Raw genomic sequence first — 15,868 nt, forward strand, 5'->3', positions numbered from 1 at the left:
CTACATACCCCAGTCAGGATCGATTTCTTCGGGACGTCGGCCGTAAAGTTCAGCCAAACGCGAGACCACTTCGTCACGGATGGCGAACTGCAGATCCATGCGGCTGCGTGCGTGGGACTGCAGCGGCATGCGGTAGAGCACAATGCGAGGCGGTATGCCATGATCAGCGGGGAAACACTGCGATCCGAAGTGAGGCACGGCCTCCCAAGGGGCGGGATCGGACGGCGGCACATCCTCAACGGCGAACTGCACGGGAGCTACCAATTCCGGCCATGCGCCATTAAGACGTCGAATCTGCGCCACCACCATATCGTCGAACATGCCGCTTCTCGTACGATATCGAGGCAGACGCGTACCGAACATAGGCGTTCGAATGCCCCTTCCATGACGATTGCGGTACACTGTAGACTCCCAAGGCAGTTGATGCATAGCCTCTACCATAGCAAGGCGGAGGTCGTGTCGTGCGCTACCATAATGACATTGGTCCAGCGCGGGAAGGAAGGCATACATTGGCGGTGGTTTCAGTACCGATGTGGAACGACGTGGATGTCGACGCCCTGTGTTCCGGTGCCCGTGTGGTGGCCTTCGACCTTGACAATACACTGGCGCGCTCGAAAAAACCCATGAAGGATGACATGGCCGAGCGATTCTCGCTCCTCACCACGCTGATTCCCGTGGCCGTGGTCTCAGGCGGGAAATACGCCTTGGTGACCAGTCAGATCACCGACCGCCTGACGGCCGAGGCCAATCGATTCCATCTGCATCTGATGCCGACCAGTGGTACCCGGTATTATCGCTGGGACGGCGGGGCTTGGGAACAAGTCTTCGCCCGTGACCTCAGTAGCGAGGATCGCGCCAAGGCCATAGCATCCCTGGAACGCAACGCCAAGGCGCAAGGTGTGTGGTCCGGCACTCCGTGGGGGGAGCGTATCGAGGACCGTGGTAGCCAGATTACTTTCTCCGCACTCGGGCAGAATGCACCCGTGGAGGCGAAGGAGGCATGGGACCCCACCAATGAGAAGAAGAATCGCCTTGCGCAGGCGGTCGCTACCGATCTGCCGCATTTGGCGGTACGTTCAGGAGGCTCTACCAGCGTCGATATCTCCGCGCGCGGCATCGACAAATCATTTGCGGTGCAAGAATTGGCGCGGATTCTCGGCATAGACGTGCATCAGATCATCTTCGTGGGAGACCGCATGGATCCCGATGGCAACGATTATCCGGCCGCAGTGGCGGGTACGCGTGCCGTACGCGTCACCGGGCCCGCCGACACCGTGATGCTGTGTGACGACATCATCGAATCCCTGCGTGGGCAAGCCGGGTGATCGCATGGGGGAGGCGGCGCGCATGGCGGCGATGATCGCCGACCTGATGTTCCCCAGAGGTTGCGCAGGATGTGACTGCCCGGATGCCGTGTTATGCGTGGAATGCCGGAAACTGTTCCACCAACATGTGGAGCGATCCTTGCCAGGCGTTGTGATGGATCGCTGGTTTGCCTGCGGTTGGTATCGCGGTTTCGTACGTCGCGCGATTCTGTCGTGGAAGGACCATGGTGATGAGGAATGTGACGGGCCGCTATGCGAGATGCTGCACGACCTCGCGCGATCCTGTGGGCTGATTGATCTGCTTCGTGGCGGAGTGCCATACGATGGCCCCATTCTGATTGTTCCGGCGCCATCATCCCGACATTCTGTACGTCAACGTGGACGCAGACATATGATGCAGCTCGCCAAACGTCTGGCCCGCGACGTTCGGAGGACAGGCCTTTCGGCAAAGGCTTGCAACGCATTGGAAAGCAGAGGGGTAACACGCAGGTCGGTGCAGATGCAAGGCGTCGTTCAGCGTTCCCGGCGATTGAAGGGCCATGTTGCCGTCCGATCGGGAATCGATGTACGTGGCGTGCCCGTTGTGTTGATTGACGACATCATCACATCCGGTACCACGATGCGTCGCTGCGTCGAGGTTTTGCAACAGGCCGGCGCGACCGTGGTCACCGTGCTGGCGTTGGCTTACACGCCGCCCGGCGGGTCGACGCAGGAAAACGATCACTCGTCATCGGCGGTGTGATATTTCGGCAGGGTGATTTCAAAATCGGCGCCACGTTGGTCATCGACCACGCGTACGGTACCGCCATGCAGCTGTGCCGCCCATCGGGCGATCGACAGTCCCAGTCCGGTGCCGCCCGATTCGGTGCCGGGACCGGTTTTGCCTTTGACGAAGCGGCGGAAGATGTCGGATCGTGCCTCTTGCGGAATCTGCGAGCCAAAATTGACCACATTGGTCACGATGGTACCGAAATCCTTGTTCTCATGCGCCTCGATGAGCACCGTGGTGTCATCGGCGGAATGCTTGAGCGCATTGGCGATGATGTTGGTGAACAGCTGGCGCAGGCGATCCTGGTCACCCTCCATCTCGATGTTGGCGGGTATGTGCATTTCGATGTCATGCGCATGGCCGGCATCCGCTATCTCCAACGGTTCCACGGTTTCGTCAATGAAATCGCGGAAATTGAACTTTTCGATCTGGAGACTGGCCGCGCCGGCCTCCATGCGCGACAGATCCAGCAGAAACGCGATGAGGTCGGACAGGCGGTGCGTCTGATTCAGGATGCTTTCCAGATTGGCCGGCGTAGGCTCGACCACGCCGTCGGCCATGTTTTCGACCATGGCCTGCAACGCCGAGACCGGAGTGCGCAATTCATGGCTGACGTTCGCTACCATATCTCGGCGCATCTGGTCGGCATGCTGCAGTTCCTCGGCCATCTCGTTGAAGGAGATGGCCAACTGGCCGACTTCGTCGCGGCTGTTTGAATCGACATGCACGCGCACGGTGTAATCGCCATCGGCCATGGCCTCGGCGGCGTCTCGCATCTGACGCAACGGAGAGGTAAGCCCCCGGGAGAAGAAATAGGTGATGCCCAAAGCCACGGCAAGCGTAATCGGCATGGCGATCCATACGCTTAGGCCTACTTTAAGCAGGAACCAGGCCATGATGAACGCGATGGCCGTAGCGATGACGATCAACACGCTCAGTTCGATTTTCAACGAGGACAGCAAACCAATGGGGCGTTCGGTCTCCAATGGATTGACCGAACGCCCCTTATTCGAATCGGAAGTACGCATATTACCGCATACTACTGCTCCGGTGGCTCGAATGCATAGCCGACGCCATGTACGGTGCGAATGGTCTGCGAACCCAGCTTGTGGCGCAATGCCTTGACATGCGAGTCCACGGTGCGGGTGCCGGAGGCATCCACCCAGTCCCACACTTCTTCGAGCAGCTTCTCACGGGTGAGCACGGACTTGGGCTTGCGGGCCAGCGTGGCCAACAGGTCGAATTCCGTGGGGGTCAGATGCACCTGCTCGCCATTGACGGTGACGATGCGTTGCGCCGGATCGATGACCAGCGAACCGAAATCGAGGATCTTCTCGTTTTCGGAGTTCTTCGCGATGACCTTGGCACGGTCTACGCGGCGAAGCAACGCCTTACAGCGTGCGATGAGCTCGCGCATGGAGAACGGCTTGGTCATGTAGTCATCGGCTCCGGCACCGAGACCGATGACCTTATCGGCCTCGTCGTCCCGCGCCGTCAGGATCAGCACGGGAACCGGACGTTCCGCCACGATGCGCTTGGTCGCTTCAAGACCGTCCATCACCGGCAACATGATGTCCATGATCACCAGATCGGGACGTAGCTGCGTGGCAGCCTGTACGGCGCTCGCGCCGTCGGAGGCCACGCGGGCCGTCCATCCTTCCGCGGTAATGCGCTGCGCGATGGCAGTGGCCAACGTTGGTTCATCCTCGACCACCAAAACGGTACGTGGGGTGGCCGAAGGTCGTGCTGATGTGTTGAGCATAGCGATCCGCCTTTCTCAGAGTTCTGGCTTCAAGAATACTGCGCCCAAAGCCGGAACGGTGATGGTTGCGGACCAATCGCGCGAATGGTATTCGCCTTCGACCGCTTCGAACGTGCCGTTATGGATGTCGGATCCGCCGTAGATCTTGTCGTCGGTGGTCAGCACCTCGGTCCACTTGCCACCCTTGGTGAGCGGCACCTGGTAATCCTGCCAGGCTTCGCCGGAGAAGTTCACGACGACGACCATCTGCTCGCCATCCTTGCCGATTCGCACAAAGCTTAACGTATTGTGGTCGGCATCATCGCTGGTGAGCCACTGGAAGCCGGCCGGATCGAAATCCTGGCTCCACAGTGCAGGCGATTCCTTATAGAGCGCATTGAGATCGGCGACGAGCTTCTTCACGCCGCGATGATCGGGCCAATTGAGCGCATCCCAATCCACGGAGCCGTCATGGTCCCACTCGCCATACTGGGCCACCTCGTTGCCCATGAAGGACAGGTTCTTGCCCGGATGGGCCCACTGGTAGGCGAACAGGGCGCGCACACCGGCATAACGTTGCCAGTCGTTGCCTGGCATCTTGCCGAATACCGAACCCTTGCCGTATACGACCTCGTCATGGCTGATGGGCAGCACATAATGCTCGGAATACGCGTAGACCATGGAGAAGGTGATCTCGTTATGATGCCACTTGCGGTTGATGGGCTCCTCGTGCAGATACTGCAGGGTGTCATGCATCCAGCCCATATTCCACTTGAGGCCGAAGCCGAGGCCTCCGGCATCGGTCGGTGCGGTGATGCCGGGGTATGCGGTGGATTCTTCGGCGATCATCATGATGCCGGGATTGTTCTTATATGCGGTGGCGTTGGCTTCCTTGAGGAAATCGATGGCCTCAAGGTTTTCGCGGCCGCCGTAGATGTTCGGATGCCACTGGCCCGGCTCACGGCTGTAATCGAGGTACAGCATCGACGAGACCGCGTCCACGCGCAGCGCGTCGACATGATACTCGTCCAGCCAGAAGCAGGCGTTGGCCACCAGGAAGTTGCGCACTTCGCGGCGCCCGAAATTGAACACATAGGTGCCCCAGTCCGGGTGCTCGCCACGCATCGGATCCGGATCTTCATACAACGGAGTACCGTCGAAACGGCCCAATGCGAACGCATCCTTCGGGAAGTGGGCCGGAACCCAATCCATGATTACGCCGATGCCGGCCTCATGGAGTTTGTCGACCAGATATTTGAAGTCGTCCGGGCCGCCGAGTCTGGAGTCGACCGCGTAATAGCCAGTGACCTGATAGCCCCAGGAGCCGGAGAACGGGTGCTCGGCCAGCGGCATGAACTCCACATGGGTGAAGCCCTCTTCGGCCACGTACGGTACGAGTTTGTCGGCCAACTCGCGGTAGTTGTGCACATCCTTGCGCCAGCTGCCCGCGTGCACCTCATAGATGCTGACAGGGCCGTTGTGCGGATCGGTGACGGCGCGCTTGGCCATCCACGCCTCATCATGCCATTCATGTTCGGAGTCGACCACGACGGAGCCGGTACGCGGCGGAATCTCATGCGAGCGCTCCATCGGGTCGGCCTTCATTGTCCACTCGTTGTTGGCGTTGAGAATCTCGTACTTGTAGATCTCACCGTCGCCGACACCTGGCACGAACAATTCCCAGACGCCTGAGGAACCCAGCTCGCGCATGGCGTGCGTACGGCCGTTCCAACCGTTGAAGTCGCCGACCACGCGTACGGCATGCGCATTCGGAGCCCATACGGTGAATGCGGTGCCGACCACCTGTTCGCCGGGCGTACCATCCGCGGAACCCATGGGATCGTCGTAGCGCAGCACATGCGCGCCGAGAGCCTCCCACAACCGTTCGTGACGGCCTTCGCCGAACAGGTACATATCCATGTCGCCGATGGTGGGCAGGTAACGGTACGGATCGTCGGACACCACCACGGTACCGTCTTCGTATTCGGTGCGGATGCGGTAGTCCGGCACACCATAGATGTCATCGTTCCGAATCGCCTTGACGAGGGCTATGAACACGCCATTGAATTCATGAACCGCCTCGGTCTCGGCGTTCTGCGTGATGATCGTCACGGATTTCGCCAGCGGACGCAACACGCGGATCGTGACGACATCCTCGTGCTTGTCGGACCCGAGATGCCCGCCGAGCACCTCATGCGGATTGTAAAACGTACCGTTGCTTACTGCATCCAGGTCGCCCTGAGCAACAGGAACGGCAACGACATCTTCTTTGATCTTGGATTCTGTAGCCATGGCAAAAGTGTAAGCACGATTGGTCGAAAAATGGCTTCGTGTCGCGCTTTATTTTCATTTTTTCGCTGGTTTTTGGACAAGTCCATGCCGGGTGGCACAATAATTCGGGTTTTGTGTAAGCTTTTCACGGAGGATTCATGGGTTACAAGGTCGGCGACATGGTCGTCTATCCACGTCACGGCGCTGCGAAGGTGGAGGCCATAACCGAGCGGACGGTCAAGGGGGTCACCCGTGAATACCTGCAGCTGTCGGTATTGTCGTCTGACGGTTTGGTCATCAATGTTCCGGTGGACAACGCCAAAAAAGTCGGCGTGCGCGACATCGTCGATGCCAACGAGGTGGCGAAGGTCTTTGAGATCCTGCGCACTCCGATCATCGAAAAGGAAATGAACTGGTCCCGTCGTTACAAGCTGAACGTCGAGAAGATTGCCACCGGTGACGTCAACAAGATCGCCGAAGTGGTGCGTGATCTGGCGCAGCGGGACGTGGATGAGCATGGTCTGTCCGCCGGTGAGAAGCGTATGCTTACGAAAGCCCGTAGCATCCTCACCTCCGAGATCTCATTATCTGAGCATCTCGAGGAAGGCGAGGCCCAACGCCTGCTTGACGTGAATCTGGGGTACGAAGCTCCGCAGCCAGGAGACGACCAGCATCACACCGAAGCCCCGCAGGAGGCCGCGATGGATACGTTGGCCCGTGTTGAGGCCGAAGGCAAGAAGTCCAAGAAGAAGTAAGGCTCTCTGATGCGCATCGGTCAAGGTTTCGACGCCCATCGATTCGCTGATTCCAATGCAGGCAGGCCGTTATGGCTTGCCTGTTTGCATTGGGAGGGTGATGGCATAGCAGGTGATTCCGATGGTGACGTCGTCGCGCATGCGCTGATCGACGCATTGCTGGCAGCCGCGCACCTTGGTGATATCGGAACGTTGTTCGGCGTGGGCGAAAATTCCGACGGTGCCGGCAAACATGGTGCCGAAATGCTGCGTACCGCTGTCGGCTATCTGAAGGACCATGGTATGCGGCCGATAAGTGCCAGCGTGGTAATCATCGCCAATCGCCCGAAGATCGGCACGCGTCGCATGGAGGTGGAAGCGGCGTTGTCTGCAGCAATCGGTTGCGAGGTGTCGGTGACGGCCACCACTACGGATGGCATGGGATTCACCGGTTCGGGGGAGGGCGTAGCCGCCATCGCCAACGCCCTTGTGGAATCGGTGGAGTAGGGCTATCTTCTATTCAGCGCACCCACTGCCTTGGTAATGGCCCAGAACAAGGTGGAGATGGTCACGATGATGAAGCTCGGGGGGGCTGGGAACATCGCGGACAGGATCAAGCCGCCCCAGATGGAGACCAGGCAGATCGCACTGGCGATGACCATCGCTTTGAACGGCGAACCCGCGAGAATGTTCGCGGTCGCGGCAGGGGTGATGACCAATGCGAAAATCAGCAACGTACCCACGGCGGGCACGGCGATGGTAATCACGCCGGCCATGATCGCCATGAACGCGATGTTCATCAGGCCGACGGGCACGCCCTTGGCCTGAGCCACCTGCTCATCCAATGAGCTGAACAGCAGTGGACGGTAGATGAGCGCCAACACCGCCAACAGCACGATGTCGAAGACGGCGAAGCCGATGATCTGGCCGGTGGTGATGGTCAGAATCGATCCGAATAGAATCGACTGCATCTGTTGCGAGGCGGAACTTGAGAGTCTGGCAAAAAACAGACCCATGCCAGTGGCGAAGGCCAACACAGTGCCGGTGGCGATTTCGCGTTGCGACGCCTTTTTGCCGAGGGCTCCGATGACCAAAGCCCCGCCGAGAGCGAATATCCCCATGCCGACGGAGACCGGCAGTCCAATCAATATCGCACCGGTGGCTCCAGGCAGTCCGATATGCGCCAAGGCGTGCGAAGCGAATGTGGAATGGCGTGCGATGGTGAAGTATCCCATCACACCCGCAGCCAAGGCGATGCACAATCCGGCGAGAAATGCGTTGGCCATGAATGGTGCCGTCAGCGTCGACATCCAGTCCGGGTCGAATGCGAATGCGGTGTGGCTCATGCGTGTTGCCTCTTTCCGGTGTGCTGGTGGAATTGCGCGACCTCTTTGGGATCGTGTGCGTCGACGATTGCGTTCCTAGGTTCGTCGTCGCTGGGTGTCACGAACATGTCTCCCTGCGGCGTGGTGACCACCTGCACGGTGGTGCCGTACAAGTGGGTGAGCAGTTCCGAGTCCAATACCTCGTTCATGCGTGCATAATGCGGGTGTCCGTCAAGCAGATACACGGCACCGGTAAGAATCGGCAACAGCATGTTGAGGTCATGGGCGACCACCTGAATGGTCATGCCGAGTTCTCGATTGAGTTTGGCAAGTACATGCACGGTGGCTCGCTGGCTGGCCAGATCGAGGTTGGCGAGCGGCTCGTCGAGCATCAGTAGCTGCGGGTCGCTCACCAATGCCTGGGCGATGGCCGCACGTTGGCGCAATCCACCCGACAATTCGGAAAGCCGGTATGAGGCCTTATCGAGAAGACCGACGAATTCCATGGCTTTGCGGGCCTTCTCACGTTGGGCGCGCGTGACGGGATGAATGCCGAAACGAGTGCCGGTCAAGCCAAGCAATACCGATTGTTCGGCGGTGAGATTCGACTCGATGTCGACGGCATAGCTTTGCGGTACGTAGCCGATGTGCTGATTCATGGCACCGGCCGGTTTGCCGAGCACCGTGATGCTGCCGGCCGTGGTATCGATCAGACCAAGTTCGGCCTTCATCATCGTGGTCTTGCCTGCGCCGTTGGTGCCCACGATGGCGGTGACCGAACCGCTGGGAATGCTGAATGAGCCATGCCGCCAGATCACACGTCCGCCACGTTTGACGCAGGCATCCTTGAATACAATCGCGGCTTGCGGTGCCTGCCCGTCGGGAGAGTCGGTGCCATCGTGCATGAAAAGCTCCTTTATGATGTCGTTTCCGTTCGTATCATGACAAACAGTGTTGACAACCATTCTCAATAAGAGGGGGTGTTTCCCGTAATGATTGCGGGAAGCACCATCCTTAAGGCGAGCCTTGGAATGCGTCTGCGGCGTTATTTGCCGGGATCCGGCTGCGGCTCCTCCGTCGCATTTTCGGATGGCGAGGCCGATTCGGATGATTCGCTCGGCGATGACGTCGCGTTTTCGGAGGAATCGTCTTCGGCATCGGTCGTCGCCATCGTTTCCGTCAGGGATGTGACCAGCGACAGGATCCAGGAGGTCAGGCTCGACTGATCGGCCGGCATCTGTTCCGTGACGTCGAATACCGGAACGTCGGACTTCTGCGCGGTGCCGGTCAGCAGATTCGTGGCATCGCTGGCTTCCTGCACGTTGTTGACCAGCAGGTCGACCTGATGCTTTTCCAGCAATTCCTGGAAGGCCTGTAGATCGGCCGGCGCCGGTTCCGCGTCGGAGGCGGCCGATTGCGCATATCCTTCGGGGGTCTTGTCATCAAAGCCCATATCGCTCAGCAGATAGTATGCGACCGCTTCGGTGGCCGCATATGTGGCGCCTTTATGCGTGCTGCTGAAGGTTTTCATCGCCTTCTCGACCTTGCTCTCCCGTTTGTTCCACGCGGAAAGCTTGCCTGCGAAGTATTTCTTCCGTGCCGGCATGATGCGGCTGTAGGTGTCGGCCAGCTCCTTGGCCATGGCGTTGCGGGCGTCGTTGGAGAACCACAGGTGAGGATTGTCCCCCTCCATGGCTCCGACCATTTGCGCCGCGGATACGCTGACGGTGCCCTTCGTCAGATTCTTCGTGGCCCAAGCGTCATAGCCGGCTCCGTTGGAGACGACGACCTGTGCCTTCTGAAGAGCGGCGACATCGGCGGTCTTGGGCTCGAAATCATGGGCGTCCACGGAGGTCGAGTTCAGAATGGAAGTCACCTTCACATAGGTTCCGCCGATCTGCTCCGCAAGGGAGCCCCATTGATTGACCGATGCGACTACGGTGATGGGGGAGGTCTGCTCGCTCGTCGAAGCCGAAGCGGTCGGTCGCTCGTCCGGCGAATCGTGGCCGAAGCAGGCGGTGGCGCCGAACATCATGCACATGACGATGCCGGCGGCAACGGTACGTAGGAGGGAACGCTGATGCAGACGCATGCTGGAATGCCTTCTTCCTAAAATCATCCCGGTCGTGTTCGTCTCGCGAACGTGCGCACGACTTCCGACTGAAACCAAGATAGCCTACGATACATGCAAACGCCAATAGGCCAAGGTCATCTATACGAAGGGAACGCCCGTATGGCAACGAAAATCGACGGCAAGATGATATCCGCACGCATCAAGGAGGACCTTGCTCGGCGGGTCGCCGCATTGAAGCAGCGGGGCGTCGAACCGGGATTAGGGACCATTCTGGTCGGTTCCGACCCGGGTTCGGTCAAATACGTCGCCGGCAAGCATGCCGACTGCGCCGAGATCGGCGTGACGTCCATCAAGCGCGAATTGCCTGCGGATGCCACCTTCGATCAGATTGCGGCGGCGGTGAATGAACTGAACGCCGACCCCGCCTGCACCGGCTACATCGTGCAGTTGCCGTTGCCGAAAGGCATTGACGAAAACGCCGTCATCGACCTGATCGATCCGAAAAAGGACGCGGACGGCATGCATCCCTACAATCTGGGCGAGCTGGTGTTGCATCCCCGTGGCGAGATCGCCACGCCGTTGCCGTGTACGCCACGTGGCGTCATCGAACTGCTTGGAGCCTATGACATCGATCTGAATGGCAAGGAGGTATGCGTGCTTGGGCGCGGCATCACCATCGGCCGCACCATTGGACTGATGCTCACGCGCAAGGAAGTCAATGCCACGGTCACGCTATGCCATACCGGTACCAAGGACGTGCGAGACCACATGCGTCGCGCCGATGTGATCGTGGCCGCGATGGGTTCCGCCGCGTTCGTCAAACCGGACGACATCAAGGAAGGGGCGGTGCTTGTCGATGTTGGCGTCTCCCGAGTATTCGATGAGGAGGCCGGCCGTTACCGTGTCAGGGGTGATATCGACAAAGCCTGTTACGAGAAGGCCTCGGCCTATACGCCGAATCCAGGGGGAGTGGGTCCGATGACCCGTGCCATGCTGCTGGAGAACGTGGTCGAAATGGCCGAACGCCGGCACTGAGAGAGCAAGCCGATTATTTCGGGCGTGTCGCGTGAAGATTCCGCTCGTTTTTGTGCACGGTCTCCTGTAGACTTAAGTTTTGTGTGTGCTGTACGCGCACCCGGTATAACTGAAGAACGATTTTATCCATCCACTATTTGTAAGAAACCAAATTAATGGCAGAGAACAATAACGAAGTCGCCAAGGTCGCCATCAACGACATCGGCACCGAAGAGGACTTCATCAAGGCAGTCGATTCCACCATCAAGAACTTCGATGATGGTGATCTGGTCGAAGGTACCGTCGTCAAGGTCGATCACGACGAGGTGCTGCTCGACATCGGCTACAAGACCGAGGGCGTCATTCCCTCCCGTGAGCTTTCCATCAAGAAGGACGTTGATCCTGACGAAGTCGTCGAGGTCGGCGACACTATCGAGGCTCTTGTCGTCACCAAGGAAGACAAGGAAGGCCGTCTGATCCTGTCCAAGAAGCGTGCACAGTACGAGCGCGCCTGGGGCGATATCGAGAAGATCAAGGAAGCCGATGGCGTTGTCGAAGGTACCGTCATCGAAGCCGTCAAGGGCGGCCTTATCGTCGACATCGGCCTGCGTGGCTTCCTGCCGGCATCGCTGGTCGAAATGCGTCGCGTGCGCGACCTGTCCCCGTACATTGGCCAGAAGATCAAGGCCAAGATTCTCGAGCTCGACAAGAACCGCAACAACGTGGTCCTTTCCCGTCGTCAGTACCTCGAAGAGACCCAGTCCGAAGTGCGTGAGACCTTCCTGTCTCAGCTCAAGAAGGGCCAGATTCGTGAAGGCGTCGTGTCCTCCATCGTCAACTTCGGCGCATTCGTCGATCTGGGCGGCGTTGACGGCCTGATTCACGTTTCCGAGCTGTCCTGGAAGCACATCGACCACCCGTCCGAGGTCGTCAAGGTCGGCGATAAGGTCACCGTCGAGGTGCTCGACGTCGATCTCGACCGTGAGCGCATCTCCCTGTCCCTCAAGGCCACCCAGGAAGATCCGTGGCAGCGCTTCGCTCGCACCCACGTTCCTGGCCAGATCGTCAAGGGCAAGGTCACCAAGATCGTTCAGTTCGGTGTCTTCATCTCCGTCGAAGACGGCATCGAAGGCCTCGTGCACATCTCCGAGCTGGCCAACCGCCACGTGGAGAACCCGGAGACCGTCGTCAAGCCGGGCGAAGAGGTCTTCGTCAAGGTGATCGACGTCGATCTTGATCGTCGCCGCATCTCCCTGTCCCTCAAGCAGGCCAACGACTCCGTCGATCCGGCTTCCGAGGACTTCGATCCGGCTCTGTACGGCATGCCGGCGGAGTACGACGAGCAGGGCAACTACAAGTATCCGGAAGGCTTCGACCCGGCAACCAACGAGTGGATCGCTGGTTACGAGAAGCAGCGTGAGGAGTGGGAGACCCAGTACGCGGCAGCCCACGACCTGTGGGAGCAGCACAAGGAGTTCGTCGCCAAGGAACTCGAGAACGCAGCCGCTTCCGCCGCCGAGGACGGCCAGGCTCCGAAGGAAGAGAAGGTCGAAGAGGTATCCAACTACTCCTCCGAGAACACTTCCGCCGGTACCCTTGCTGACTCCGACCAGCTCGCCGCTCTGCGCGACCAGCTGCTCGGCAAGTGATTGGCCTGTGCTGACGGGCAACCGTTAGGCAGATGACTTCAAGCCCCGTACCTATGTGGTGCGGGGTTTTTCGCTGCCATAATCTTCTTCCTGTCATTCCGATGGATATCATGCATACCTTCCATCGCCGTGAGCGGAGCATGTTGAGCCCGGAGCATTGCACCGCCTTGCCGGTGTCCGTTCGACTCGGCACAATGACAGATGTGACGATTCGAATTGGTCTGACCGGCGGCATCGCAGCCGGCAAAAGTACGGTATCCGCCCATCTGTGCGATCTTGGTGCGTTCGTCATTGATTATGACGAGCTGGCTCGTGAGGTGGTTGCCCCGGGAAGCGAGGGGCTGCGTCGAATCGTTGATTCTTTCGGTGCGGATGCGCTGGATGAGCGGGGCGAGCTGAATCGTGCGTGGATGGCGGAACAAGTGTTTTCAGGCCAGACTTCGGCGGGGATGCGGAAACAGCTCGACGACATCGAACATCCGCTGATCTATCAGTTGGCGTTGCGCAGGGAGCGTGAGGCAATGGCGGCGAACCCGCAGGCCGTGATCGTGCATGATGTTCCGCTGTTGGCTGAGGTCATCGACGACATGCCGGTGCGTTTCGACCATATTGTCACCGTCGAGGCGCCGGAGGATATGCGTGTGAGACGGATGATGGCGACCCGGAACATGAGCGAGGAACAGGCCTGGGCGCGTGTCGGCCATCAATCCTCGGCACGGGAACGCATGGCCATCGCCGATGTGGTCATCGACGCCACACATAATATAGAACGTATGTTCGAAGATGTTGATAGACTGTACGCACAGTGGCGCTTGGAAGCAAGGTGATCGGCATGGGATTCGAAATCGAACGTGTAGACAAACCGTTTGTGGTCAAATCACCATATCGGCCGTCAGGAGACCAGCCGAAGGCCATTGAGGAGCTGGCCACCCGTATCGAAAACGGTGAGAACGATGTGGTGCTTATGGGCGCTACGGGAACCGGCAAAACGGCTACCACCGCATGGCTGATCGAACGGTTGCAACGCCCGACGCTCATCATCGAGCCGAACAAGACGCTCGCTGCACAGCTGTGCGCCGAGTTCCGCGAGCTCATGCCCGACAACGCAGTGAGCTATTTCGTCTCCTATTACGACTACTACCAGCCTGAAGCCTATATTCCACAGACCGACACCTATATTGAAAAGGACTCCAACATCAATGACGATGTGGAGCGGCTGCGTCATGCGGCCACCGCGAACCTGCTGACACGGCGTGATTGCGTGGTCGTGGCCACCGTCTCCTGCATCTACGGCTTGGGCACCCCGGAAGAGTATGCCGGCCGCATGCTGTTTCTCAAGGAAGGCCAGCAGATAGATCGCGACGAGCTGTTGCGCATGTTCGTGTCGATGCAGTACAAGCGTAACGACATCGCCTTCACCCGCGGCACCTTTCGAGTGCGTGGTGACACCGTCGAAATCATTCCGGTATATGAGGAACTCGCCATCCGCATAGAATTTTTCGGCGATGAAATCGACCATATCTCGACCCTGCATCCCCTGACCGGCGACGTAATCGATCACGAGCCGCAGGTGCACATCTTCCCGGCCTCGCATTATGTGGCCGGACCTGAACGCATGGAGCGTGCACTGGCCACCATCAAGGAGGAACTCGACCAACGTGTGGCCGAATTGCGTAAGCAGGGCAAGGAACTCGAGGCGCAGCGCCTCACCATGCGCACCACATATGATCTGGAAATGCTCACCCAAGTGGGTGTATGTTCCGGCGTGGAGAATTATTCCCGTCATTTTGACGGGCGTGAACCCGGTACCCCGCCGCACACCCTGCTCGATTTCTTTCCCGACGACTTCCTGCTGGTCATCGACGAATCACATGTCACCGTGCCGCAGATCGGTGCCATGTATGAGGGGGATGCCAGCAGAAAACGTACCTTGGTGGAGCACGGCTTCCGTCTGCCCTCCGCAATGGACAATCGTCCGCTCAAATGGCCGGAATTTCTGCAACGCGTCGGCCAGACCGTATATCTGTCCGCGACGCCGGGCGATTACGAACTGGGTCTGAGTGATGGTGTGGTGGAACAGATCATCCGTCCGACAGGCCTTGTTGATCCGAAGATCGACGTACGGCCCGTGGAAGGGCAGATCGACGATCTTCTGGCCGAAATCAAGGATCGTGTGGCCAGGAACGAACGTGCGCTCGTCACCACGCTCACCAAGAAGATGGCCGAGGACCTTACCGATTATCTGTTGGAACGCGGCATCAAGGTCGAATACCTGCATTCCGACGTCGATACGTTACGCCGGGTCGAACTGTTGCGTGAACTACGCGAAGGTAAGATCGACGTCATCGTCGGCATCAATCTGTTGCGGGAAGGCCTCGATCTGCCGGAGGTCTCGCTGGTGGCGATTCTCGATGCCGACAAGGAAGGATTCCTGCGCTCCTATCGTTCGCTGATTCAGACCATCGGCCGTGCCGCACGAAATGTGTCCGGCACCGTCATCATGTATGCCGATGACGTCACCGAAGCCATGCACAAGGCCATCGATGAAACCAACCGTCGCCGTGACATCCAGATCGCCTACAACAAGGAGCATGGCATCGATCCGAAACCGTTGATCAAAAAGATCAGCGACGTCAACGATATGTTGGCCAAGGAGGACGTCGATACGCAGACCTTGCTCGGCACCGGCTACCGTAACGCCGACAAGGCGGGCAATTCGCATCTGGGCGTGCCGACCTTCGACAGGAGCGAATCCGACAAGCGCCATGAGGAGATACTTAAGGCCGGCCTGCCGGCACAGGATCTCGCCGACCTTATCCGTCAGCTCTCCGACCAGATGCATACGGCGGCCGAACAACTCCAATTCGAGCTTGCGGCACGTCTGCGTGACGAAATCAGGGATCTGAAGAAGGAGCTGCGGCAGATGACCGAGGCCGGCAAATGATGTTCGTCCGGTCATGTGGCTT

15 protein-coding genes are annotated in these 15,868 nt (G+C 58.9%); 8 read left to right on the forward strand and 7 right to left on the reverse strand.

The window, feature by feature from the left end; translation table 11 throughout:
• Complete coding sequence (locus HMPREF1494_RS03615) at window positions 1–429, reverse strand: metallopeptidase family protein (protein WP_074695905.1); 429 nt, start codon at window positions 427–429, stop codon at window positions 1–3.
• A gap of 80 nt (window positions 430–509) precedes the next feature.
• On the opposite strand from HMPREF1494_RS03615, the gene HMPREF1494_RS03620 reads away from it, so the two are divergent.
• Window positions 510–1,325 carry an HAD-IIB family hydrolase gene (locus HMPREF1494_RS03620; protein ID WP_033489277.1) on the forward strand — a complete coding sequence of 272 codons (816 nt, stop codon included), beginning with the start codon at window positions 510–512 and terminating at the stop codon, window positions 1,323–1,325.
• A gap of 259 nt (window positions 1,326–1,584) precedes the next feature.
• Entirely contained in the window at window positions 1,585–2,067 is a 483-nt protein-coding gene (locus HMPREF1494_RS11650) for a ComF family protein (RefSeq protein ID WP_331279566.1), read from the forward strand.
• Here the strand turns inward: HMPREF1494_RS11650 and HMPREF1494_RS03630 are convergent.
• Genes HMPREF1494_RS03630 through glgB form a run of 3 tightly spaced genes read right to left on the reverse strand, consistent with a single transcriptional unit; the run spans window position 2,046 to window position 6,127 of the window.
• Window positions 2,046–3,122, reverse strand: a complete 1,077-nt coding sequence (locus HMPREF1494_RS03630) for a sensor histidine kinase (protein ID WP_012902075.1) — start codon at window positions 3,120–3,122, stop codon at window positions 2,046–2,048. The genes HMPREF1494_RS11650 and HMPREF1494_RS03630 overlap by 22 nt on opposite strands.
• An 11-nt stretch (window positions 3,123–3,133) precedes the next feature.
• On the reverse strand, window positions 3,134–3,856 hold the full coding sequence (locus HMPREF1494_RS03635) for a response regulator transcription factor (RefSeq protein ID WP_003842169.1): 723 nt from the start codon (window positions 3,854–3,856) through the stop codon (window positions 3,134–3,136).
• A 15-nt stretch (window positions 3,857–3,871) separates the two neighbouring features.
• On the reverse strand, window positions 3,872–6,127 hold the full coding sequence (gene glgB, locus HMPREF1494_RS03640) for a 1,4-alpha-glucan branching protein GlgB (protein ID WP_034519640.1): 2,256 nt from the start codon (window positions 6,125–6,127) through the stop codon (window positions 3,872–3,874).
• Between the two features lie 137 nt (window positions 6,128–6,264).
• On the opposite strand from glgB, the gene HMPREF1494_RS03645 reads away from it, so the two are divergent.
• On the forward strand, window positions 6,265–6,861 hold the full coding sequence (locus HMPREF1494_RS03645) for a CarD family transcriptional regulator (protein WP_003840576.1): 597 nt from the start codon (window positions 6,265–6,267) through the stop codon (window positions 6,859–6,861).
• 9 nt (window positions 6,862–6,870) lie between these two features.
• The gene (gene ispF, locus HMPREF1494_RS03650) at window positions 6,871–7,347 is read left to right on the forward strand and encodes a 2-C-methyl-D-erythritol 2,4-cyclodiphosphate synthase (RefSeq protein ID WP_034519641.1); all 477 of its coding nucleotides are present in this window, start codon (window positions 6,871–6,873) and stop codon (window positions 7,345–7,347) included.
• A gap of 2 nt (window positions 7,348–7,349) precedes the next feature.
• On the opposite strand, the gene HMPREF1494_RS03655 is transcribed toward ispF, so the two are convergent.
• The 3 genes from HMPREF1494_RS03655 to HMPREF1494_RS03665 form a co-directional block, all read right to left on the reverse strand.
• Window positions 7,350–8,186, reverse strand: coding sequence for a metal ABC transporter permease (locus tag HMPREF1494_RS03655; protein ID WP_003840574.1), 837 nt, complete (start codon window positions 8,184–8,186; stop codon window positions 7,350–7,352).
• Complete coding sequence (locus HMPREF1494_RS03660) at window positions 8,183–9,070, reverse strand: ABC transporter ATP-binding protein (protein WP_012902077.1); 888 nt, start codon at window positions 9,068–9,070, stop codon at window positions 8,183–8,185. The genes HMPREF1494_RS03655 and HMPREF1494_RS03660 overlap by 4 nt, the downstream gene beginning before the upstream one ends.
• Before the next feature lie 140 nt (window positions 9,071–9,210).
• A complete protein-coding gene (locus HMPREF1494_RS03665) occupies window positions 9,211–10,257 on the reverse strand; it encodes a metal ABC transporter solute-binding protein, Zn/Mn family (protein ID WP_034519642.1) in 1,047 nt (348 codons plus the stop codon).
• Window positions 10,258–10,398: 141 nt separating this feature from the next.
• Between HMPREF1494_RS03665 and HMPREF1494_RS03670 the strand changes: the two genes are divergently transcribed.
• The 4 genes from HMPREF1494_RS03670 (at window position 10,399) to uvrB (ending at window position 15,846) form a co-directional block, all read left to right on the forward strand.
• Window positions 10,399–11,274: a bifunctional methylenetetrahydrofolate dehydrogenase/methenyltetrahydrofolate cyclohydrolase gene (locus tag HMPREF1494_RS03670; protein WP_003840571.1), complete on the forward strand. Its 876-nt coding sequence runs from the start codon at window positions 10,399–10,401 to the stop codon at window positions 11,272–11,274.
• Window positions 11,275–11,429: 155 nt separating this feature from the next.
• On the forward strand, window positions 11,430–12,902 hold the full coding sequence (gene rpsA / locus HMPREF1494_RS03675) for a 30S ribosomal protein S1 (RefSeq protein WP_034519643.1): 1,473 nt from the start codon (window positions 11,430–11,432) through the stop codon (window positions 12,900–12,902).
• Window positions 12,903–13,105: 203 nt separating this feature from the next.
• Window positions 13,106–13,729, forward strand: coding sequence for a dephospho-CoA kinase (coaE, locus tag HMPREF1494_RS03680; protein ID WP_034519750.1), 624 nt, complete (start codon window positions 13,106–13,108; stop codon window positions 13,727–13,729).
• Window positions 13,730–13,734: 5 nt separating this feature from the next.
• A complete protein-coding gene (gene uvrB, locus HMPREF1494_RS03685) occupies window positions 13,735–15,846 on the forward strand; it encodes an excinuclease ABC subunit UvrB (protein WP_033489310.1) in 2,112 nt (703 codons plus the stop codon).
• Window positions 15,847–15,868: the final 22 nt, after the last annotated feature.

Source organism: Bifidobacterium sp. MSTE12 (assembly GCF_000513015.1).
Classification (GTDB): Bacteria; Actinomycetota; Actinomycetes; order Actinomycetales; family Bifidobacteriaceae; genus Bifidobacterium; species Bifidobacterium dentium.